This window comes from Enterobacter sp. ECC-219 (genome assembly GCF_043966805.1).
Classification (GTDB): domain Bacteria; phylum Pseudomonadota; class Gammaproteobacteria; order Enterobacterales; family Enterobacteriaceae; genus Enterobacter; species Enterobacter cloacae_N.
Window position 1 is genome coordinate 2,087,141 of the sequence record NZ_CP143680.1, and the last position, 19,604, is coordinate 2,106,744.

Genomic DNA, 19,604 nt, shown 5'->3' on the forward strand with positions numbered 1-19,604 from the left:
CCGCTGAAAAGCGGCCTTTTTTTAGAAGTCGTTTTTATTGATGATGGCGCGAATTAACCCTTTGCCCGGGAAATCGGCGGCGATGATCCCTGTGCGCTCAACATAATTATTGTTTAGATAGTTGCGGGTCAGCGTGTTGGTGCCTTCAAACGCGATCGTACAGATGCGGATAAAACAGCTAACCCGTGGGAAATCAGGGTACTTATATTTCCATCCCGGCGTGGTCAGGCCCGTTGAGAGGCGCGGTGCCGATGTGCCTGCGCTGGAGTGGCCGCTGGCAACAAAATAGGGAAAAGATCCCCCCGCCGCGCTCAGATAGTTAATCGAGATATCACCGTAATTTTGATTATCATTAATAAACTTTTTAACCTTTTCCCATTTACCGTAGAGATCCCAGTTTGAACTTACGGACCAGGCATCCTGCATTTCGATACTATTTAAACGGCGGGATGCAACGGGGGTACTGCCGGTGCTTTCAAAATTGTCCCAAATAATAAAGACTTTTCCGCGAACCTGATTAAGCGTAGGGTCGTGAAGGTAACCATAATCGGACAGGAACGTATTTTGATACGTCGAAATATAGCTATCCATCGTTTCGCTGATGCTTCGGGTGTTATTCGACGGGGAATACTCTTCGCGAAGTCGCATCACCACGGTTTCGCCGCGATGCTGTTGCAGGAAGGCCGTCACCGACTTCATTACGTCATCAAAGTTAAGATTTTGATATTTCACGCCGTGATGAATAGCAAAAGCATCATCGATGTGCCGCACCCGAATATCCAGATAGCGGATCCCCGCGTTAAGCTGCTGAGGAATGGTCATGACCTGGTTGGCGATGGCATCTCCACCGTAGCGTGAGCCTGAATCATGCGTGCCTGGGATACTCAATCGTGAAAGGGTAAGGTTGCCAGGGAGGCGGGCCATCCAGTCGGTCTGGGTATAATCCATAATTGCCGCATCGTGACTATAGGCATCGTCATTATGCGCAAATGCGGTCGTGCTTATTAATAAAGCACCGAGCAGAGGTAGATATTTCATATGGTAATAACTCTTTGAGTGGGTAAAAATTTAAAAAATAATTATTTCAGTAATAAAATGCTCTCACAAGATAAGCTGGCCTAAATAAATTCTTAATATATGATTTTGTTTTTTTATTAATCGAAGAAAAGCGTGGTTTTGTGGTTAATTTGTGCAAATATATAATTTAAATTAATTGATGTAGTGTTGTTTTTATTCTCAAGCTGCTAATTACACCGCAATCATTCGAAGGATAAATAATTCCCTCAGCTGCCCGGCACGCTTTTTTGCCGCAATTTTTTTTGATGCTAATAATAGCATCAGCCCCTTTCTGCCCCATTGCTTGAAGGAAGCAGACGATTCGCAGCAAGGGTAGTGAAACACGGAAAAAATGTTCCTCTTTGGCTGGTTTACAGATCGTGAACAGGGGGCCGCGAGGGGAGGGGGATCTGTGCGAGGGGCGACAGGATGGTTTTTTAATGTAGAGGGTGCGATGAGGTGATATTGAGCGCGTAGTTAAGGTAAATCACTTTTAACTAAATTTGCATCATCTTTGATAACCTGTACAACTTTTGTGCATACATGTATTTAACATGGTTTTCACCAAAATCACCATGCTTAAACTTTGTTAACATTACCGGCCTTTTTTGATTTAAATCAATGTTTAATTCTTGGAAAAATGAGTAGAAAAGCGCTAAATTGTTCCCGATCAAAATGGCCGAAATGTGGTGATTTTGCTATAAGTTGATCGTCGTCGAAAAACGTAAATGTGATTCAATAAAAACCTGTTTATTGTAAGGGTTTTGCAGCGTATTATATTTGCGGGATCAATTTGAGTTTTTTATTAACCTATTTGTAACCTATCGTCATCGTTTTTATCCTTCTCCAGGGTAATAACGACGACCAGGATGCGAATAATTTGTATTGGGGCATGCGTGTGGATCTCTCTCTGATGGGGTTCACTCTCGGAGTCTTCATGCGATGAGCAAGGAGTCATAATGTTAGACGTAGTCGAACTGTCGCGCTTACAGTTTGCCTTGACCGCGATGTACCACTTCCTGTTTGTGCCACTGACGCTCGGTATGGCGTTCCTGCTGGCCATCATGGAAACGGTTTACGTCCTCTCCGGCAAACAGATTTATAAAGATATGACCAAGTTCTGGGGCAAGTTGTTTGGTATCAACTTTGCGCTGGGCGTGGCAACCGGTTTGACCATGGAGTTCCAGTTCGGGACTAACTGGTCTTACTATTCCCACTATGTAGGGGATATCTTCGGTGCGCCGTTGGCCATTGAAGGTCTGATGGCCTTCTTCCTCGAATCCACCTTTGTAGGTCTGTTCTTCTTCGGTTGGGACCGTCTGGGTAAAGTCCAGCACATGGCCGTAACCTGGCTGGTGGCATTAGGTTCGAACCTGTCCGCGCTGTGGATCCTGGTGGCGAACGGCTGGATGCAGAACCCGATCGCGTCTGACTTCAACTTCGAAACCATGCGCATGGAGATGGTCAGCTTTGCCGAGCTGGTCCTGAACCCGGTCGCTCAGGTTAAATTCGTTCACACTGTGGCATCTGGCTACGTGTGCGGCGCGATGTTCGTGCTGGGTATCAGCTCCTACTATATGCTGCGCGGTCGTGACTTCGCGTTTGCCAAGCGCTCCTTTGCTATCGCTGCAAGCTTCGGTATGGCTGCAATCCTCTCCGTTATCGTTCTGGGTGATGAATCCGGTTACGAAATGGGTGACGTGCAGAAAACCAAACTGGCCGCTATCGAAGCCGAATGGGAAACCCAGCCGGCGCCTGCTGCCTTTACGCTGTTCGGTATTCCCGATCAGGACGCGCAGGAAAACCGCTTCGCCATTCAGATCCCTTACGCGCTGGGTATCATTGCAACCCGTTCTGTCGATAAGCAGGTAACGGGTCTGAAAGAGCTGATGGTTCAGCACGAAGAGCGTATCCGTAACGGTATGAAGGCCTACTCGCTGCTGGAACAGCTGCGTGCCGGTTCTACCGACCAGGCTGTTCGCGACCAGTTCAACAACGTGAAGAAAGATCTGGGTTACGGTCTGCTGCTGAAACGCTATACCCCGAACGTTTCTGATGCGACGGAAGCACAAATTCAGATGGCGACCAAAGACTCGATTCCTCGCGTTGCGCCACTGTACTTCGCATTCCGCATCATGGTGGGCTGCGGCATCATCATGCTGCTGATCATTGCGGCGTCCTTCTGGTCCGTGATTCGCAACCGCATCGGCGAGAAAAAATGGCTGCTGCGTACCGCGCTGTACGGTATTCCACTGCCGTGGATCGCGATTGAGTCCGGCTGGTTTGTAGCAGAATACGGCCGTCAGCCATGGGCGATTGGTGAGGTGCTGCCAACGGCGGTAGCGAACTCCTCCCTGACGGCAGGCGATCTGATCTTCTCCATGCTGCTGATCTGTGGTCTGTACACCCTGTTCCTGGTGGCTGAACTGTTCCTGATGTTCAAGTTCGCGCGCCTTGGCCCAAGCAGCCTGAAAACCGGTCGCTATCACTACGAGCAGTCCACTGTGACTACTCAGCCGGCACGCTAAGACAGGAGTCATCAAATGATCGATTATGAAGTATTGCGTTTTATCTGGTGGCTGCTGGTTGGCGTTCTGCTGATCGGTTTCGCCGTCACGGATGGTTTCGACATGGGGGTGGGGATGCTCACCCGTTTCCTCGGTCGCAATGACACCGAGCGTCGAATCATGATTAACTCCATCGCCCCTCACTGGGACGGTAACCAGGTGTGGCTGATCACCGCAGGCGGCGCGCTGTTCGCTGCCTGGCCGATGGTCTACGCGGCTGCGTTCTCCGGCTTCTACGTGGCGATGATTCTGGTGCTGGCCTCTTTATTCTTCCGTCCGGTCGGTTTCGACTACCGTTCCAAGATTGAAGACACCCGCTGGCGCAACATGTGGGACTGGGGCATCTTCATCGGTAGCTTCGTTCCACCGTTGGTGATTGGCGTGGCGTTCGGTAACCTGCTGCAGGGCGTACCGTTCCACCTCGACGAATACATGCGTCTTTACTACACCGGTAACTTCTTCCAGCTGCTGAATCCGTTTGGTCTGCTGGCCGGTGTGGTGAGCGTGGCGATGATCATCACTCAGGGCGCAACCTACCTGCAGATGCGTACTGTCGGAGAACTGCACCTGCGCTCTCGTGCTACTGCTCAGGTTGCGGCACTGGTGACGCTGGTCTGCTTTGCTCTGGCAGGCGTGTGGGTGGTCTACGGCATTGATGGTTACGTGGTGACGTCCGCGATTAACCACTCGGCACCGTCTAACCCGCTGACCAAAGAAGTGGCGCGTCAGGCTGGTGCCTGGCTGGTGAACTTCAACAATACCCCTGCGCTGTGGGCGATCCCGGCTCTGGGTGTACTGCTGCCGCTGCTGACCGTGCTGACGTCTCGTCTGGAGAAAGGTGCTCTGGCGTTCGTGTTCTCTTCACTGACGCTGGCGTGCATCATCCTGACGGCGGGTATTGCCATGTTCCCATTCGTCATGCCGTCCAGCACCATGCTGAATGCTAGCCTGACCATGTGGGATGCAACCTCCAGCCATATGACGCTGAACTTAATGACTTACGTTGCTTGCGTGTTCGTTCCGATTGTTCTGGCTTACACCATCTGGTGTTACTGGAAAATGTTCGGTCGTATCACTAAAGAACATATCGAAAGCAACACCCACTCTATGTACTAAGTAAGGAGCTGAATATGTGGTATTTCGCATGGATTTTAGGGACGCTTCTTGCCTGTGCTTTTGGTGTCATTACTGCCCTGGCGCTTGAGCACGTAGAAGCGACCAAAGCGGGTGAAGAAAAACACTGATGAATATTATCGCGAAACTTTACGCGGTAATGGATAAGCGCCCGTTACGGGCGCTTTCTTTAGTGATGGCATTACTGCTGGCAGGCTGTATCTTCTGGGACCCGTCGCGCTTTGCGGCAAAGACCAGCGAGCTTGAGATCTGGCACGGCTTCCTCATCATGTGGGCGGTGTGTGCCGGGGTGATCCACGGCGTGGGCTTTCGTCCAAAAGCGGTTCACTGGCAGGGCATTTTCTGCCCGCTCATTGCCGATCTGGTCCTTCTCGCCGGATTGATTTTCTTCTTCTTCTGAATAAGAAACGTCCTATAACGTTATGGGCTTACCCGAGCCCATAAAAATTTACTCTCCGTTTACTTTCTCCCATTCCAAACCATCTTTCCCGCGCGTATAGTAGCGAAGTTTAAAAGCATTAACTTTTATTGCATTACCAGGATGTAAAGTGAATACAACGCTGTTTCGATGGCCGGTTCGTGTCTATTACGAAGATACCGATGCCGGTGGTGTGGTTTACCACGCCAGCTACGTTGCTTTTTATGAACGGGCACGCACAGAGATGCTGCGCCATCATCACTTTAGTCAACAGGTGCTGTTGGCTGAGCGAGTTGCCTTCGTGGTACGCAAGATGACGCTTGAGTATTTTGCGCCTGCCAGACTCGACGATATGCTCGAAGTCCAAACTGAAATTACATCAATGCGCGGGACCTCACTGGTATTCACGCAGCGGATAGTCAACGCAGAGAACACCGTACTGAACTCAGCTGAAGTACTGATTGTTTGTGTTGATCCAACCATAATGAAGCCTCGTGCGCTTCCTAAGTCTATTGTCGCGGAGTTTAAGCAGTGACTGACATGAATATCCTTGATTTGTTCCTGAAGGCAAGCCTTCTGGTTAAACTTATCATGTTGATTTTGATTGGTTTTTCAATCGCATCCTGGGCCATCATCATCCAGAGAACGCGTATCCTCAATGCTGCTGGCCGTGAAGCGGAAGCGTTTGAAGATAAGTTCTGGTCGGGTATTGAGCTTTCTCGTCTGTATCAGGAGAGCCAGGGACGCCGTGAAAACCTGACCGGCTCCGAACAAATTTTCTATAGCGGATTCAAAGAGTTTGCTCGTCTGCATCGTGCAAACAATCATGCGCCGGAAGCGGTCGTGGAAGGCGCCTCGCGTGCGATGCGTATCTCTATGAACCGTGAGCTGGAAAACCTTGAAACGCACATTCCTTTCCTCGGCACTGTCGGCTCCATCAGCCCGTATATCGGTCTGTTTGGTACCGTGTGGGGGATCATGCACGCCTTTATCGCACTTGGTGCGGTGAAGCAGGCGACGTTGCAGATGGTTGCACCGGGTATCGCTGAAGCACTGATTGCGACCGCTATCGGTCTGTTTGCGGCTATCCCGGCGGTTATGGCTTACAACCGTCTGAACCAGCGCGTGAACAAACTGGAACTGAACTACGACAACTTTATGGAAGAGTTCACCGCGATTCTGCACCGTCAGGCGTTTACCAGCACCGAGAGCAACAAGGGGTAAACCATGGCCAGATCGCGTGGACGAGGTCGTCGCGAGCTCAAGTCCGAAATCAATATCGTTCCACTGCTGGACGTCCTGTTGGTACTGCTGCTGATCTTCATGGCAACAGCGCCAATCATTACCCAGAGCGTGGAGGTGGATCTTCCGGATGCGACAGAATCACAGGCGGTGAGCACCAATGACGATCCTCCGGTCATCATTGAAGTTTCCGGCGTAGGGCAGTACAGCGTGGTGGTAGAAAAAGATCGCATGGATCAGCTTCCACCCGAGCAGGTGATTGCTGAGGCGCAGCGTCGCCTCGAGTCAAATCCGAAAACGGTCTTCTTAATCGGTGGCGCGAAAGACGTACCCTACGATGAAATTATTAAAGCGCTGAACTTGCTACATAGTGCGGGTGTTAAGTCAGTTGGCTTAATGACTCAACCTATTTGATCATCCGCGTAGTTTTTGGGAACCGATAGTGTCAAAGGCAACCGAACAGAACGACAAGCTTAAGCGAGCGATAATCGTCTCCGCAGTGCTGCACGTTATTCTTTTTGCAGCGCTGATCTGGAGTTCGTTCGACGAGCATATTGATGCATCAGCAGGCGGCGGTGGAGGATCTTCCATTGACGCCGTAATGGTGGATCCCGGTGCGGTAGTGCAGAACTATAATCGCGAACAACAGCAGAAGGCGAGTGCCAAACGGGCTGAAGAGCAGCGTGAAAAACAGGCGCAACAGCAGGCGGAAGAGCTGCGTGAAAAGCAGGCCGCCGAGCAGGAGCGTTTGAAGCAGCTTGAGAAAGAACGTTTGCAGGCGCAGGAAGCAGCGAAAGCGCAGGCGGAACAACAGAAGCAAGCCGAAGAGGCCGCGAAGAAAGCGCAGGAACAGCAAAAGCAGGCGGAAGAGGCGGCTGCCAAAGCCGCAGCAGATGCTAAAGCGCAGGCTGATGCCCAGGCGAAATTAGCGGCAGAAGCGGCGAAGAAAGCGGCTGCGGATGCTCAGAAAAAAGCTGAAGCGGAAGCGGCGAAGAAAGCCGCTGCGGATGCTCAGAAAAAAGCCGAAGCGGAGGCCGCGAAGAAAGCCGCTGCAGATGCTCAGAAGAAAGCTGAAGCCGAAGCCGCGAAAAAAGCCGCTCAGGAAGCTGAGAAGAAAGCGGCTGCCGAGGCTGCGAAGAAAGCTGCTGCTGCCGAGAAGGCTGCTGCAGAAAAAGCTGCCGCCGCGGAAAAAGCCGCTGCAGATAAAAAAGCTGCAGCTGAGAAGGCCGCTGCCGATAAGAAAGCTGCTGCTGAAAAAGCGGCTGCCAAAAAGGCTGCTGCCGCTGAAAAAGCCGCTGCTGCCGCAGGGGTTGACGATCTGCTGGGGGATTTAAGCTCCGGTAAGAATGCACCGAAAACGGGCGGTGGGGCGAAAGGAAACAACGCAGCGCCGACCGGAAGTGGTAACACTAAGAGTAACGGTGCGACAGGGGCTGAAATCAACGGCTATGCCGCGCAGATTAAATCGGCGATTGAAAGCCGGTTCTATGACGCGTCTTCCTATACCGGTAAAACGTGTACGCTGCGTATAAAACTGGCTCCGGACGGCATGCTGCTTGACATTAAGTCTGAAGGTGGCGACCCGGCTTTATGTACTGCGGCTCTGGCTGCAGCGCGTCAGGCGAAGATGCCTAAACCGCCTTCGCAGGCAGTCTACGAAGTCTTCAAAAATGCACCGCTGGACTTCAAACCTTAAGTTACATTTTCCCCGTGCAAACGGGGAAAAATAGACCAGGTTTAGTCACAGGGTTCTGGTAGTTTTGTCTATTTGAGTTTGTTAACATTCTGCTAAATTATCGTGGGTAAGGTTACCCGGATAAGGGAGATATGATGAAGCAGGCATTACGTGTAGCATTTGGTTTTTTAATGCTGTGGGCAGCAGTCCTGCACGCAGAAGTACGTATCGAGATCACCCAGGGGGTGGACTCGGCACGCCCAATCGGTGTTGTTCCGTTCCAGTGGGCCGGTCCTGGCGCTGCACCTGAAGATGCTGGCGGCATCGTGGCGGCTGACCTGCGTAACAGCGGTAAATTCAACCCGTTAGATCGTTCTCGTTTGCCTCAGCAGCCGGGTAGTGCGCAGGAAGTACAGCCTGCTGCATGGTCTGCGCTGGGTATTGATGCGGTGGTTGTGGGTCAGGTTACCCCTAACCCGGACGGCTCATACAACGTGGCCTGGCAGCTGGTTGATACCGGCGGTGCGCCGGGTACCGTTCTGGCACAGAACTCTTACAAGGTCACGAAACAGTACCTGCGATACGCGGCACACGCGGCCAGCGATGCGGTATTCGAAAAACTGACCGGCATTAAAGGTGCGTTCCGTACCCGTATTGCTTATGTGGTGCAGACCAACGGTGGTCAGTTCCCGTACGAGCTGCGCGTCTCTGACTACGACGGTTACAACCAGTTCCTGGTGAAACGCTCTTCACAGCCGCTGATGTCTCCAGCCTGGTCTCCGGACGGGTCTAAACTGGCGTATGTTACCTTTGAGAGCGGTCGTTCTGCGCTGGTTATCCAGACGCTGGCTAACGGTGCGGTTCGTCAGGTTGCGTCGTTCCCACGTCACAACGGTGCGCCTTCCTTCTCTCCGGATGGGTCTAAACTGGCGTTTGCGCTGTCTAAAACCGGTAGCCTTAACCTGTACGTGATGGACATTGGCTCCGGCCAGATCCGTCAGGTGACCGATGGTCGCAGCAACAACACCGAACCATCATGGTTCCCGGACAGTCAAAACCTGGCGTTTACCTCTGACCAGGCCGGCCGTCCACAAATCTATAAAGTGAACATCAACGGCGGCGCTCCGCAGCGTATTACCTGGGAAGGTTCTCAGAACCAGAACGCAGACGTGAGCAGCGACGGTAAATTCATGGTAATGGTCAGCTCCAATGGTGGGCAGCAGCACATTGCCAAACAAGATCTGGTAGCGGGTGGCGTTCAAGTTCTGTCGTCAACGTTCCTGGATGAAACGCCAAGTCTGGCACCTAACGGCACTATGGTAATCTACAGCTCTTCTCAGGGGATGGGATCTGTGCTGAATCTGGTTTCTACAGATGGGCGTTTCAAAGCGCGTATTCCGGCTACTGATGGACAGGTAAAATCACCTGCCTGGTCGCCGTATCTGTAAATAATAATTAATTGATTACTAAAGGAATCATAGAAATGCAACTGAACAAAGTGCTGAAGGGGCTGATGATCGCTCTGCCTGTAATGGCAATCGCAGCGTGTTCTTCTAACAAGAACGCCAGCAATGACCAGAGCGGCGAAGGCATGATGGGTGCCGGTACCGGTATGGACGCGAACGGCAATGGCAACATGTCTTCTGAAGAGCAAGCGCGTCTTCAGATGCAGCAGCTGCAGCAGAACAACATCGTTTACTTCGATCTGGATAAATACGACATCCGTTCTGACTTCGCTGCGATGCTGGATGCTCACGCTAACTTCCTGCGTAGCAACCCATCTTACAAAGTCACCGTAGAAGGTCACGCGGACGAACGTGGTACTCCAGAGTACAACATCTCCCTGGGTGAACGTCGTGCTAACGCCGTTAAGATGTACCTGCAGGGTAAAGGCGTTTCTGCTGACCAGATCTCCATCGTTTCTTACGGTAAAGAAAAACCTGCAGTACTGGGTCACGACGAAGCGGCTTACTCCAAAAACCGTCGTGCCGTACTGGTTTACTAAGAGAATTGCATGAGCAGTAACTTCAGACATCATCTGTTGAGTCTGTCGTTACTGGTTGGAATAGCGGCCCCCTGGGCCGCTTTTGCTCAGGCACCAATCAGTAGTGTCGGCTCAGGCTCGGTAGAAGACCGGGTCACTCAGCTCGAGCGTATTTCTAACGCTCACAGTCAGCTTTTAACCCAACTCCAGCAGCAACTTTCCGATAACCAAAATGATATTGACTCTCTCCGCGGTCAGATTCAGGAAAGCCAGTATCAGCTTAACCAGGTTGTGGAACGTCAGAAGCAAATCTTGTTGCAGATAGATAGCCTGAGCAGCGGTGGTGCAGCAGCACAGCCAGCGGCAGGCGATCAGAGCGGTGCAGCGACCTCCGCACCCGCACCGTCTGCTGATGCTTCAGCCTCAACAGGGGCGCCTGTACAGAGTGGTGACGCAAATACGGACTACAATGCGGCCATTGCCCTGGTGCAGGATCAGTCTCGTCAGGACGACGCGATTGCTGCGTTTCAGAACTTTGTTAAGAAATACCCTGATTCAACCTACCAGCCAAATGCCAATTACTGGCTCGGTCAGCTGAATTACAACAAGGGTAAAAAGGACGATGCGGCGTTTTATTTTGCCTCAGTGGTGAAAAATTACCCGAAATCGCCGAAAGCGCCAGACGCGATGTATAAAGTTGGCGTGATCATGCAGGACAAAGGCGACACGGCGAAAGCCAAAGCGGTTTATCAGCAGGTGGTCGCAAAATTCCCGGGCACCGAAGGTGCTAAGCAGGCGCAAAAACGCCTGAATTCGATGGGATGATTATCGCATGACCAGAAATCGCGTTATTTCTGGTCGTGCAGCATGATTCGTAAGCAGTTAAGTGATCTTCATCGAAATTTTTGTTGCGCAGAATTCTTAAATCAGTAATATATGCCGCCGTTGCCACGGGATATCAAACAACGTGAAAACAGCGTAAAAGTGGGTCGTTAGCTCAGTTGGTAGAGCAGTTGACTTTTAATCAATTGGTCGCAGGTTCGAATCCTGCACGACCCACCACTAAGTCAGGTGGAAGTAGTAGTAAACCGTGAAGGATAACGTTGCGTAAGCAACGGCCCGTAGGGCGAGGCGAAGCCGAGTCATCCTGCACGACCCACCACTTAACGCATTACCGGTAGTACAGAGTGGGTGATTAGCTCAGTTGGTAGAGCATCTCCTTTACACGGAGGGGGTCGGCGGTTCGAGCCCGTCATCACCCACCACTCGGGTCGTTAGCTCAGTTGGTAGAGCAGTTGACTTTTAATCAATTGGTCGCAGGTTCGAATCCTGCACGACCCACCAATTTTATTGGTTCCGAGTGATAATTCAGGCAACACCCAAATGGGTCGTTAGCTCAGTTGGTAGAGCAGTTGACTTTTAATCAATTGGTCGCAGGTTCGAATCCTGCACGACCCACCAGCCTGAATAAATTTGAAGTACATCCCGCAAGGGGTCGTTAGCTCAGTTGGTAGAGCAGTTGACTTTTAATCAATTGGTCGCAGGTTCGAATCCTGCACGACCCACCAGTGTAGAAAGGCGCCCTAAAGGCGCCTTTTTGCTATCTGCGCTACAACAAATGCTCTGCTCATCTATTCCCGGTGACTTTTCACTCCGGATTCGCTATCTTGTTTAGTATATAAAACACGATTGCCGCGCGTTTTGCTTTGTCATGCAAAAGAAAGGCAATATTGTTAAGCCAGTAAAACGAGAAGCCATAATGAGTGTGATGTTCGATCCTGAAGCCGCCATCTATCCGTTTCCGCCAAAGCCTGTTCCGCTGAGCCAGGATGAAAAACAATTCTATCGCGAGAAGATCAAACGGCTTCTCAAAGAGCGCGATGCGGTGATGGTGGCCCATTACTACACCGACCCGGAAATTCAGCAGCTGGCGGAAGAGACCGGGGGCTGTATTTCTGATTCACTGGAGATGGCTCGCTTCGGGGCAAAACATCCCGCTTCCACGCTGCTGGTTGCAGGCGTGCGTTTTATGGGCGAAACGGCAAAGATCCTGAGCCCGGAAAAAACCATTCTGATGCCGACGCTTAACGCGGAGTGTTCACTCGATCTCGGCTGCCCGATTGATGAGTTCACCGCATTCTGCGATGCCCATCCTGACCGAACCGTGGTGGTTTACGCCAACACCTCCTCGGCGGTAAAAGCGCGCGCAGACTGGGTGGTCACGTCGAGCATCGCCGTTGAGCTTATTGAGCATCTGGATAGCCTGGGTGAGAAAATTATCTGGGCCCCTGACCGCCATCTTGGAAAGTATGTCCAGAAGCAGACGGGCGCTGACGTTCTCTGCTGGCAAGGTGCGTGTATTGTTCACGACGAATTCAAAACCCAGGCGCTGGCGCGCATGAAGGCACTTTATCCTGATGCCGCCATTCTTGTTCACCCAGAATCACCACAGTCGATTGTTGATATGGCCGATGCCGTTGGCTCAACCAGCCAGCTTATCAACGCGGCCAGGACGCTGCCGCACAAGCAGCTCATTGTGGCTACCGATCGCGGTATCTTCTATAAGATGCAGCAGGCCGTGCCGGAGAAAGAGCTCCTGGAAGCGCCAACGGCGGGGGAGGGCGCGACGTGCCGCAGCTGCGCGCATTGCCCGTGGATGGCGATGAACGGCCTGAAAGCGATTGCCGAAGGGCTCGAGACGGGCGGTGCGGCGCATGAAATCCACGTCGACGCCGCCCTGCGTGAAGGTGCGTTAATTCCGCTTAACCGCATGCTGGATTTTGCGGCTACACTACGTACTTAATTTAAAAACGCCCTGGGGAAAAGATGGATTTTTTTAGCACGCAGAACATTCTGGTTCATATACCGATTGGTGCAGGTGGCTATGACCTGTCATGGATTGAAGCCGTAGGCACGCTGGCGGGTTTGCTGTGTATCTGGCTGGCAAGCCTTGAGAAGATCGGTAACTACGCGTTCGGCCTGATTAACGTGACGCTGTTTGCGATTATCTTCTTCCAGATCCAGCTGTATGCCAGTCTGCTTTTGCAGTTGTTTTTCTTCGCCGCCAATATTTACGGCTGGTACGCCTGGTCCCGGCAAAACAGCCAGCAGGAGGCTGAGCTGCAGATCCGCTGGCTGCCCCTGCCAAAAGCCATCGCCTGGTTCGTTGCCTGCGTGGTTGCCATTGGTTTAATGACCGTCTATATCAACCCGGTGTTTGCGTTTCTGACCCGCGTTGCCGTTTCGGTCATGTCCGCTATTGGCCTGAACGTGACGATGCCGGAGCTTCAGCCGGATGCCTTCCCGTTCTGGGACTCTTGCATGATGGTGCTGTCGATTGCGGCGATGGTCCTGATGACGCGCAAATACGTTGAGAACTGGCTGCTGTGGGTCATCATCAACGTCATCAGCGTTGTAATTTTTGCTCTGCAGGGCGTCTATGCGATGTCGCTGGAGTATCTGCTGCTGACCTTCATTGCCCTGAACGGCAGCCGAATGTGGATTAACAGCGCGCGTGAGCGAGGCTCTCACGCGCTTTCCCGCTAATGGTGATGATGATGTGAATGGTCGGGTTGCGCCTCGTTAAGGTGGCAGTCCGGCCCGTTACAGGGCTGATACTCCATCTGGATGGTGGCGTGGCCAATTTCGTAGTGATGTTCAAGAAAATGCTGGATGCGTTCAAGCAGCGCGTCGTGATCATGAGGCGGGATCACCTGGGCGTGCAGCGTCATGACCGGCTTCTCCCCCACCAGCCAAACGTGCACGTGATGCACGTTGCGTACTTCCGGAACTGAGCGGCGCAGGTTACGTTTCAGCTCGTCAATGTCTATGGATGTCGGTGCACCTTCAAGAAGTTCATTGACGCTCTCCTTCAGCAGCCGCCAGGCGCTTCGCAAGACCAGACAAGACACCAGCACGGAGAGAATCGGGTCGACGGGCGTCCAGCCGGTATTGAGGATCACCAGCGCGGCGACAATCGCTCCGACCGAGCCGAGTAAATCTCCCAGAACGTGCAGGGCCGCAGCGCGCACGTTGAGGTTCTTTTCCCCGCTGCCGCGGTGCAAAATCCAGAACGCGAGGATATTCGCCAATAGTCCCGCCACGGCAATGACCATCATTGTTGTCCCGGCGATCGGCTGAGGGTGCCTGAAGCGCTGCACGGCCTCCCAGACGATAAGAAGGGTGATCGCCACCAGTGCGATGGCGTTAACAAACGCGGCGAGGGTCGTCAGCCTCAGCCAGCCGAAGGTATGGCGTGCGTTGGGCGGGCGGCGAGCAAACTGCACCGCCAGCAGGGCGAAAAGCAGCGCGGCGGCATCGGTCAGCATATGTCCGGCATCAGCCAGCAGCGCCAGAGAGCCGGAAACCAGGCCGCCAATGACCTCAATAACCATAAACGTGGCCGTGACGCCAAAGGCCAGCATGAGTCGTTTTGCGTTGTCATTTCCGGGAGAAGATGCGTGTGAGTGGGTGTGCGCCATGTCTGCTTTCCTGATTCGTTATTATTTTAGTGTAGCGTTTTTAACAGGTTACTCCAAAAAGAAAGGAGAGCCAGGGCTCTCCTTTCGCATTTAAAGCATCAAGAATTACTGGGTTGTGCCATCAGTTTTGGTATTGGCGTCGTTACCCACTTTGTCGTTCGGATCGGGACATTTGCCGTCCTTACACATCGAGTTCTTATGAACCTCATCCGAGCTCATATTGTCATGATTCATGGTGTCGGAAGCACCACCGTTCGGATGCAGCATGGTGCCGCCGGTATTGGTGTTCCCGGTATTGATCTGGCTGTTATCGACATTGTTCGGGGCGATATTCTGTTTCGCATCAGGCGCAACCTGGCCTGCTGCTGCTGCCGCATTGGCATCACCGTTGCTGTCTGAAGTACCCGTTTCTGCGGCCAGGGCGCTGCCGCTGGCAAGGGTGAGTGTGGCAGTCAGGAAGAGGGTTGTCAGTTTTGTCATTTTCATCATGGTGCTCCTGTTCTTGTCGTTACGCTGGATAACATTCTCCAACAGTGCATCTTTTTAGAGGCGAAAGATTCCGCCTTACGGACTTACGTCAGTATGGAATCGCGTTTAAGCGTGTAAAAATGGTTGTTACAGTTAAAAAGCTTAGGTTAGATCTCATTTTTCGCTATTTTGTGGCGATTTTTAGGCGAATTCCAGGAATTATCTGCGTGAAGTGTAAAACCGTGTTTACACTTCCTGGTCGACAAGATAGATTGAAAGGATTGCTTTCATTACTAAAGATATGGCAGAGCTGGAAAGAAGATGAATTATCAGAACGACGATTTACGTATTAAAGAGATCAATGAGTTATTACCTCCTGTAGCGCTCCTTGAGAAATTCCCCGCCACTGAAAATGCCGCAAACACGGTTTCTCATGCTCGTAAAGCGATCCACAAGATCCTGAAAGGTAATGACGATCGTCTTCTGGTGGTGATTGGCCCGTGCTCCATTCACGATCCTGCCGCTGCGAAAGAGTATGCGGCCCGTCTGCTCGCCCTGCGTGAAGAGCTGAAGGACGAGCTTGAAATCGTGATGCGCGTCTATTTTGAAAAACCGCGCACGACAGTGGGCTGGAAAGGGCTGATTAACGATCCGCACATGGATAACAGCTTCCAGATCAACGACGGCCTGCGCATTGCGCGCAAGCTGCTGCTGGAGATCAACGACAGCGGCCTGCCAGCTGCCGGCGAGTTCCTGGATATGATCACGCCACAATACCTGGCAGATCTGATGAGCTGGGGCGCGATTGGTGCCCGCACCACTGAATCTCAGGTCCACCGCGAGCTGGCTTCCGGTCTCTCTTGCCCGGTGGGTTTCAAAAACGGCACTGACGGTACCATTAAGGTGGCTATCGACGCCATCAACGCAGCGGGGGCGCCGCACTGCTTCCTGTCTGTGACCAAATGGGGTCACTCTGCCATCGTTAACACCAGCGGTAACGGCGACTGCCATATTATTCTGCGCGGTGGCAAAGAGCCAAACTACAGTGCAAAACATGTGGCAGACGTGAAGGCTGGGCTGGAAAAAGCCGGGCTGCCGGCGCAGGTGATGATCGACTTCAGTCACGCCAACTCCAGCAAGCAGTTCAAAAAGCAGATGGAAGTGGGGGCAGATGTCTGCCAGCAGATCGCCAACGGTGAGAAGGCGGTAATTGGGGTGATGATTGAAAGTCATCTGGTCGAAGGGAACCAGAACCTGGAAGGTAGCGAGCCGCTGGTGTATGGCAAAAGCGTGACTGATGCCTGCATCGGCTGGGACGATACCGATGCCATCCTGCGTCAGCTGGCGAATGCGGTAAAAGCGCGTCGCGGCTGAATTCTCAGGCACAAATAAAAAAGCGCGGAAGGCTCCGCGCTTTTTTTACGACTGGCGAAAATTACTTCGCTTTACCCTGATTCGCGACAGCCGCTGCTTTCGCTGCGATTTCGTCCGCGTTACCCAGGTAGTAGTGTTTGATTGGCTTGAAGTTTTCGTCGAACTCATACACCAGCGGCACGCCAGTTGGGATGTTCAGTTCGAGGATCTCGTCTTCACCCATGTTGTCCAGGTATTTCACCAGCGCGCGCAGGGAGTTACCGTGAGCGGCAATGATCACGCGCTCGCCGCTTTTCAGGCGTGGCAGAATGGTTTCGTTCCAGTAAGGCACAACGCGGTCGATGGTCAGCGCCAGGCTCTCGGTGGTTGGCAGCTCAGCGTCGGTCAGTTTCGCGTAGCGCGGGTCGTGGCCCGGATAGCGCTCGTCATCCTTGGTCAGCTCTGGTGGGGTGACCGCGAAGCCGCGACGCCACTGTTTAACCTGCTCGTCACCGTATTTCTCAGCGGTTTCCGCTTTGTTCAGGCCCTGCAGCGCACCGTAGTGACGCTCGTTCAGTTTCCAGGATTTCTCAACCGGCAGCCAGGCCTGGTCCAGTTCGTCCAGCACGTTCCACAGGGTATGGATGGCACGTTTCAGCACAGAGGTGTAAGCAAAATCAAAGCTGAAGCCTTCTTCCTTCAGCAGTTTACCTGCTGCTTTTGCTTCGCTTACGCCTTTCTCAGACAGATCAACGTCGTACCAACCGGTAAAGCGGTTTTCGTTGTTCCACTGGCTTTCGCCGTGACGCACCAGAACCAGCTTAGTAATAGCCATCTCTTACTCCTCAAGCATTTTTAGAATGATAACAATTCTCATTATATTGCCGTGGCGGTGCCACCAGCAACGCTTAACCCTAACCATAGCGAAAATAGTCTCTGAGTGTAAGATGCTTGTGAATCCAGGGTTATGATTTTGTCTGCGATCGGCGCTATTTTCAGCAAGACGCGCAGAAAAAAGCCCTCCGATGGGAGGGCTGGAAATCAATGCGGAATGAAATGATACTCTGTGACGCTCACGTACTCTTCACCCGGGCGCAGCACGCAGTCCGGCTGCGGCCATTCAGGATGATTGGGGCTGTCCGGCAGGAATTCGCTCTCCAGCGCCAGCCCTTGCCAGTCGCTGTACTCATCGTGTTCGCGCGCCGTGGTGCCGCCAAGATAGTTGCCTGAGTAGAACTGCAGGGCAGGGGCGGTGGTGTACACCGTCATCTGCAGCTTCTCATCCGCAGACCAGACCTGCGCGGCAGGCTGCTTCACATCACCTTTGGCGTGCAGCAGGAACGCGTGATCGTAGCCTTTCACCTTGCGCTGATCGTCATCGCTCAGGAAATCCTGGGCGATAACTTTAGCACTGCGGAAATCAAAGCTGGTCCCGCTCACGTCTTTAAGGCCCTGATACGGAATGCCCATCTCGTCAACCGGCAGATAAGCGTCAGCCAGGATCTGCAGCTTGTGGTTACGTACGTCGCACTGGTTGCCGTCCAGATTGAAGTAGGCATGGTTAGTCAGGTTGACCGGACATGGCTTATCGACCGTCGCACGGTATTCAATGGCGATTCGGTTGTCGTCGGTCAGCGTGAAGCGCGCGGACGCGATAAGATTCCCCGGGAAGCCCTGATCGCCATCAAGCGAATCCAGTGAGAACAGCACTTCCCCGTCGTTTTGACGAACAATCTTCCAGCGGCGTTTGTCAAAGCCGTCCGGCCCGCCGTGCAGCTGGTTCTCACCCTGGCTTGGAAGCAGGGCGTACTGGACGCCGTCGAGCTCAAAGCGGCTCTTCGCGATACGGTTGGCATAGCGCCCTACGGACGCGCCCAGATAGGCGGATTGATTGACATACTGCTCAGGCGAGGCGCAGCCGAGCAGGGTTTCGCGCACGCTGTCATCCGGCATTGGTACGCGGGCTGATAGCAGGGTCGCACCCCAGTCCATAAGCGTAACCACCATCCCCGCGCTGTTGCGCAGGGTTAACAGGCGATACGGCAGACCATCCGGTGCGAGGGTAGGTGTTTCGTTTAGCACTGTCCGGCTCCTTGTGATGCTTTACATACATAGAACGTTTCTTTGATGCCCGTTTGCGCTTCGTACTGCTTCGCCACGGCGTCCTGGACGGCAGGGACTAGCTCTTCAGGCACCAGCGCGACGATGCAGCCGCCAAAACCGCCGCCCGTCATGCGTACGCCGCCTTTGTCGCCAATGACCGCTTTCACAATGTCCACCAGGGTGTCGATCTGCGGCACGGTGATTTCAAAATCATCGCGCATGGAGGCGTGAGATTCTGCCATCAGTTCACCCATGCGTTTCAGGTCACCTTTCGCCAGTGCGGACGCGGCTTCAACGGTACGGGCGTTCTCCGTCAGCACGTGACGAACGCGCCTGGCGACAACCGGATCCAGTTCGTGCGCCACTTTGTTAAATTCATTGAGCGTCACGTCGCGCAGGGCAGGCTGCTGGAAGAAGCGCGCACCGGTTTCGCACTGTTCGCGGCGGGTGTTGTATTCGCTGCCCACCAGCGTGCGTTTAAAGTTGCTGTTGATAATCACGACGGCCGCGCCTTTTGGCAGCGGAACGGCTTTGGTGCCCAGCGAGCGGCAGTCGATCAGCAGCGCGTGCTCTTTTTTGCCCAGCGCAGAGATCAGCTGGTCCATAATGCCGCAGTTGCAGCCCACGAACTGGTTTTCCGCTTCTTGGCCGTTCAGCGCAATTTGCGCGCCGTCCAGCGGCAGATGATACAACTGCTGGAAGACGGTTCCCACGGCCACTTCGAGCGAGGCCGACGAACTTAAGCCCGCACCCTGAGGCACGTTGCCGCTGATGACTAAATCGGCACCGCCGAAGTTCTTGTTGCGCTTCTGCAGATGCTTCACCACGCCGCGTACGTAGTTAGACCACTGCTGGCTGTCGTGCGTCACAATCGGGGCATCGAGGGAAAACTCGTCCGTCTCATTACCGTAATCTGCCGCAATGACGCGGACTTTGCGGTCGTCGCGCTTCGCACAGCTGATGACCGTCTGGTAATCGATGGCGCACGGCAGCACGAAGCCGTCGTTATAGTCGGTGTGTTCACCGATCAGGTTAACGCGGCCGGGCGCCTGGATAACGTGGGTGGCAGGGTAGCCAAATTTCTCAGCAAACAGGGATTGTGTTTTATCTTTCAGACTCATTT

General features: G+C 53.1%; 20 protein-coding genes and 5 tRNA genes. 19 read left to right on the top strand and 6 right to left on the bottom strand.

Going from position 1 to position 19,604, the window contains the following annotated elements; genetic code table 11:
* Positions 1-21: 21 nt before the first annotated feature.
* Positions 22-1,038 carry a phosphatidylinositol-specific phospholipase C gene (locus V1603_RS09785; protein WP_395313848.1) on the bottom strand — a complete coding sequence of 339 codons (1,017 nt, stop codon included), beginning with the start codon at positions 1,036-1,038 and terminating at the stop codon, positions 22-24.
* A gap of 977 nt (positions 1,039-2,015) precedes the next feature.
* On the opposite strand from V1603_RS09785, the gene cydA reads away from it, so the two are divergent.
* From cydA to pnuC, 18 genes are all read left to right on the top strand, one after another.
* Positions 2,016-3,584, top strand: a complete 1,569-nt coding sequence (gene cydA / locus V1603_RS09790; RefSeq protein ID WP_116343914.1) for a cytochrome ubiquinol oxidase subunit I — start codon at positions 2,016-2,018, stop codon at positions 3,582-3,584.
* A gap of 15 nt (positions 3,585-3,599) precedes the next feature.
* On the top strand, positions 3,600-4,739 hold the full coding sequence (gene cydB, locus V1603_RS09795; RefSeq protein ID WP_028012386.1) for a cytochrome d ubiquinol oxidase subunit II: 1,140 nt from the start codon (positions 3,600-3,602) through the stop codon (positions 4,737-4,739).
* Between the two features lie 14 nt (positions 4,740-4,753).
* Positions 4,754-4,867, top strand: coding sequence for a cytochrome bd-I oxidase subunit CydX (gene cydX, locus V1603_RS09800; RefSeq protein WP_003858598.1), 114 nt, complete (start codon positions 4,754-4,756; stop codon positions 4,865-4,867).
* Positions 4,867-5,157, top strand: coding sequence for a cyd operon protein YbgE (gene ybgE / locus V1603_RS09805; RefSeq protein WP_008501100.1), 291 nt, complete (start codon positions 4,867-4,869; stop codon positions 5,155-5,157). The genes cydX and ybgE overlap by 1 nt, the downstream gene beginning before the upstream one ends.
* A 148-nt stretch (positions 5,158-5,305) precedes the next feature.
* Positions 5,306-5,710 carry a tol-pal system-associated acyl-CoA thioesterase gene (gene ybgC, locus V1603_RS09810; protein WP_003858593.1) on the top strand — a complete coding sequence of 135 codons (405 nt, stop codon included), beginning with the start codon at positions 5,306-5,308 and terminating at the stop codon, positions 5,708-5,710.
* The gene (tolQ, locus tag V1603_RS09815) at positions 5,707-6,399 is read left to right on the top strand and encodes a Tol-Pal system protein TolQ (RefSeq protein ID WP_008501101.1); all 693 of its coding nucleotides are present in this window, start codon (positions 5,707-5,709) and stop codon (positions 6,397-6,399) included. Before ybgC ends, tolQ begins: the two co-directional genes overlap by 4 nt.
* 3 nt (positions 6,400-6,402) lie before the next feature.
* Positions 6,403-6,831, top strand: a complete 429-nt coding sequence (gene tolR / locus V1603_RS09820) for a colicin uptake protein TolR (protein WP_003858589.1) — start codon at positions 6,403-6,405, stop codon at positions 6,829-6,831.
* 28 nt (positions 6,832-6,859) lie between these two features.
* On the top strand, positions 6,860-8,113 hold the full coding sequence (gene tolA, locus V1603_RS09825; protein ID WP_116343915.1) for a cell envelope integrity protein TolA: 1,254 nt from the start codon (positions 6,860-6,862) through the stop codon (positions 8,111-8,113).
* A gap of 134 nt (positions 8,114-8,247) precedes the next feature.
* Positions 8,248-9,540: a Tol-Pal system beta propeller repeat protein TolB gene (tolB, locus tag V1603_RS09830; protein WP_116343916.1), complete on the top strand. Its 1,293-nt coding sequence runs from the start codon at positions 8,248-8,250 to the stop codon at positions 9,538-9,540.
* A 35-nt stretch (positions 9,541-9,575) separates the two neighbouring features.
* Complete coding sequence (gene pal, locus V1603_RS09835) at positions 9,576-10,097, top strand: peptidoglycan-associated lipoprotein Pal (protein WP_003858578.1); 522 nt, start codon at positions 9,576-9,578, stop codon at positions 10,095-10,097.
* A 9-nt stretch (positions 10,098-10,106) separates the two neighbouring features.
* Positions 10,107-10,901 (top strand): cell division protein CpoB, encoded by a 795-nt coding sequence (cpoB, locus tag V1603_RS09840; RefSeq protein ID WP_116343917.1) that lies wholly within the window; start codon positions 10,107-10,109, stop codon positions 10,899-10,901.
* A gap of 161 nt (positions 10,902-11,062) precedes the next feature.
* Positions 11,063-11,138, top strand: a tRNA-Lys gene (locus V1603_RS09845).
* Positions 11,139-11,265: 127 nt separating this feature from the next.
* Positions 11,266-11,341 (top strand) — tRNA-Val (locus V1603_RS09850).
* 3 nt (positions 11,342-11,344) lie between these two features.
* Positions 11,345-11,420: transfer RNA gene (locus V1603_RS09855), tRNA-Lys, on the top strand.
* A gap of 41 nt (positions 11,421-11,461) precedes the next feature.
* Positions 11,462-11,537 (top strand) — tRNA-Lys (locus V1603_RS09860).
* Between the two features lie 31 nt (positions 11,538-11,568).
* Positions 11,569-11,644, top strand: a tRNA-Lys gene (locus tag V1603_RS09865).
* A 191-nt stretch (positions 11,645-11,835) separates the two neighbouring features.
* Complete coding sequence (nadA, locus tag V1603_RS09870; protein WP_395313849.1) at positions 11,836-12,879, top strand: quinolinate synthase NadA; 1,044 nt, start codon at positions 11,836-11,838, stop codon at positions 12,877-12,879.
* A 23-nt stretch (positions 12,880-12,902) separates the two neighbouring features.
* Positions 12,903-13,622: a nicotinamide riboside transporter PnuC gene (gene pnuC, locus V1603_RS09875; protein WP_116343341.1), complete on the top strand. Its 720-nt coding sequence runs from the start codon at positions 12,903-12,905 to the stop codon at positions 13,620-13,622.
* On the opposite strand, the gene zitB is transcribed toward pnuC, so the two are convergent.
* Both zitB and V1603_RS09885 read right to left on the bottom strand, forming a co-directional pair.
* On the bottom strand, positions 13,619-14,557 hold the full coding sequence (gene zitB, locus V1603_RS09880) for a CDF family zinc transporter ZitB (protein WP_163330750.1): 939 nt from the start codon (positions 14,555-14,557) through the stop codon (positions 13,619-13,621). The genes pnuC and zitB overlap by 4 nt on opposite strands.
* 105 nt (positions 14,558-14,662) lie before the next feature.
* The gene (locus V1603_RS09885; RefSeq protein ID WP_116343343.1) at positions 14,663-15,043 is read right to left on the bottom strand and encodes a protein YbgS; all 381 of its coding nucleotides are present in this window, start codon (positions 15,041-15,043) and stop codon (positions 14,663-14,665) included.
* 303 nt (positions 15,044-15,346) lie between these two features.
* Here V1603_RS09885 and aroG point away from each other — a divergent pair, with 303 nt between their 5' ends.
* On the top strand, positions 15,347-16,399 hold the full coding sequence (aroG, locus tag V1603_RS09890) for a 3-deoxy-7-phosphoheptulonate synthase AroG (RefSeq protein WP_116343344.1): 1,053 nt from the start codon (positions 15,347-15,349) through the stop codon (positions 16,397-16,399).
* A 61-nt stretch (positions 16,400-16,460) separates the two neighbouring features.
* On the opposite strand, the gene gpmA is transcribed toward aroG, so the two are convergent.
* The 3 genes from gpmA to galK form a co-directional block, all read right to left on the bottom strand.
* The gene (gpmA, locus tag V1603_RS09895; RefSeq protein ID WP_008501111.1) at positions 16,461-17,213 is read right to left on the bottom strand and encodes a 2,3-diphosphoglycerate-dependent phosphoglycerate mutase; all 753 of its coding nucleotides are present in this window, start codon (positions 17,211-17,213) and stop codon (positions 16,461-16,463) included.
* 206 nt (positions 17,214-17,419) lie between these two features.
* Positions 17,420-18,460 (bottom strand): galactose-1-epimerase, encoded by a 1,041-nt coding sequence (gene galM, locus V1603_RS09900; RefSeq protein WP_395313850.1) that lies wholly within the window; start codon positions 18,458-18,460, stop codon positions 17,420-17,422.
* Positions 18,454-19,602, bottom strand: coding sequence for a galactokinase (gene galK, locus V1603_RS09905; RefSeq protein ID WP_116343346.1), 1,149 nt, complete (start codon positions 19,600-19,602; stop codon positions 18,454-18,456). The genes galM and galK overlap by 7 nt, the downstream gene beginning before the upstream one ends.
* Positions 19,603-19,604: the final 2 nt, after the last annotated feature.

Excerpts from the sequence above, each read along its gene's own strand:
- pal (WP_003858578.1), top strand. The coding sequence starts at position 9,576 with ATGCAACTGAACAAAGTGCTGAAGGGGCTGATGATCGCTCTGCCTGTA.
- aroG (WP_116343344.1), top strand. The coding sequence starts at position 15,347 with ATGAATTATCAGAACGACGATTTACGTATTAAAGAGATCAATGAGTTA.
- galK (WP_116343346.1), bottom strand. The coding sequence starts at position 19,602 with ATGAGTCTGAAAGATAAAACACAATCCCTGTTTGCTGAGAAATTTGGC.
- ybgE (WP_008501100.1), top strand. The coding sequence starts at position 4,867 with ATGAATATTATCGCGAAACTTTACGCGGTAATGGATAAGCGCCCGTTA.
- tolR (WP_003858589.1), top strand. The coding sequence starts at position 6,403 with ATGGCCAGATCGCGTGGACGAGGTCGTCGCGAGCTCAAGTCCGAAATC.
- pnuC (WP_116343341.1), top strand. The coding sequence starts at position 12,903 with ATGGATTTTTTTAGCACGCAGAACATTCTGGTTCATATACCGATTGGT.
- tolB (WP_116343916.1), top strand. The coding sequence starts at position 8,248 with ATGAAGCAGGCATTACGTGTAGCATTTGGTTTTTTAATGCTGTGGGCA.
- cpoB (WP_116343917.1), top strand. The coding sequence starts at position 10,107 with ATGAGCAGTAACTTCAGACATCATCTGTTGAGTCTGTCGTTACTGGTT.
- V1603_RS09785 (WP_395313848.1), bottom strand. The coding sequence starts at position 1,038 with ATGAAATATCTACCTCTGCTCGGTGCTTTATTAATAAGCACGACCGCA.
- cydX (WP_003858598.1), top strand. The coding sequence starts at position 4,754 with ATGTGGTATTTCGCATGGATTTTAGGGACGCTTCTTGCCTGTGCTTTT.
- zitB (WP_163330750.1), bottom strand. The coding sequence starts at position 14,557 with ATGGCGCACACCCACTCACACGCATCTTCTCCCGGAAATGACAACGCA.
- cydA (WP_116343914.1), top strand. The coding sequence starts at position 2,016 with ATGTTAGACGTAGTCGAACTGTCGCGCTTACAGTTTGCCTTGACCGCG.
- V1603_RS09885 (WP_116343343.1), bottom strand. The coding sequence starts at position 15,043 with ATGAAAATGACAAAACTGACAACCCTCTTCCTGACTGCCACACTCACC.
- gpmA (WP_008501111.1), bottom strand. The coding sequence starts at position 17,213 with ATGGCTATTACTAAGCTGGTTCTGGTGCGTCACGGCGAAAGCCAGTGG.
- nadA (WP_395313849.1), top strand. The coding sequence starts at position 11,836 with ATGAGTGTGATGTTCGATCCTGAAGCCGCCATCTATCCGTTTCCGCCA.
- cydB (WP_028012386.1), top strand. The coding sequence starts at position 3,600 with ATGATCGATTATGAAGTATTGCGTTTTATCTGGTGGCTGCTGGTTGGC.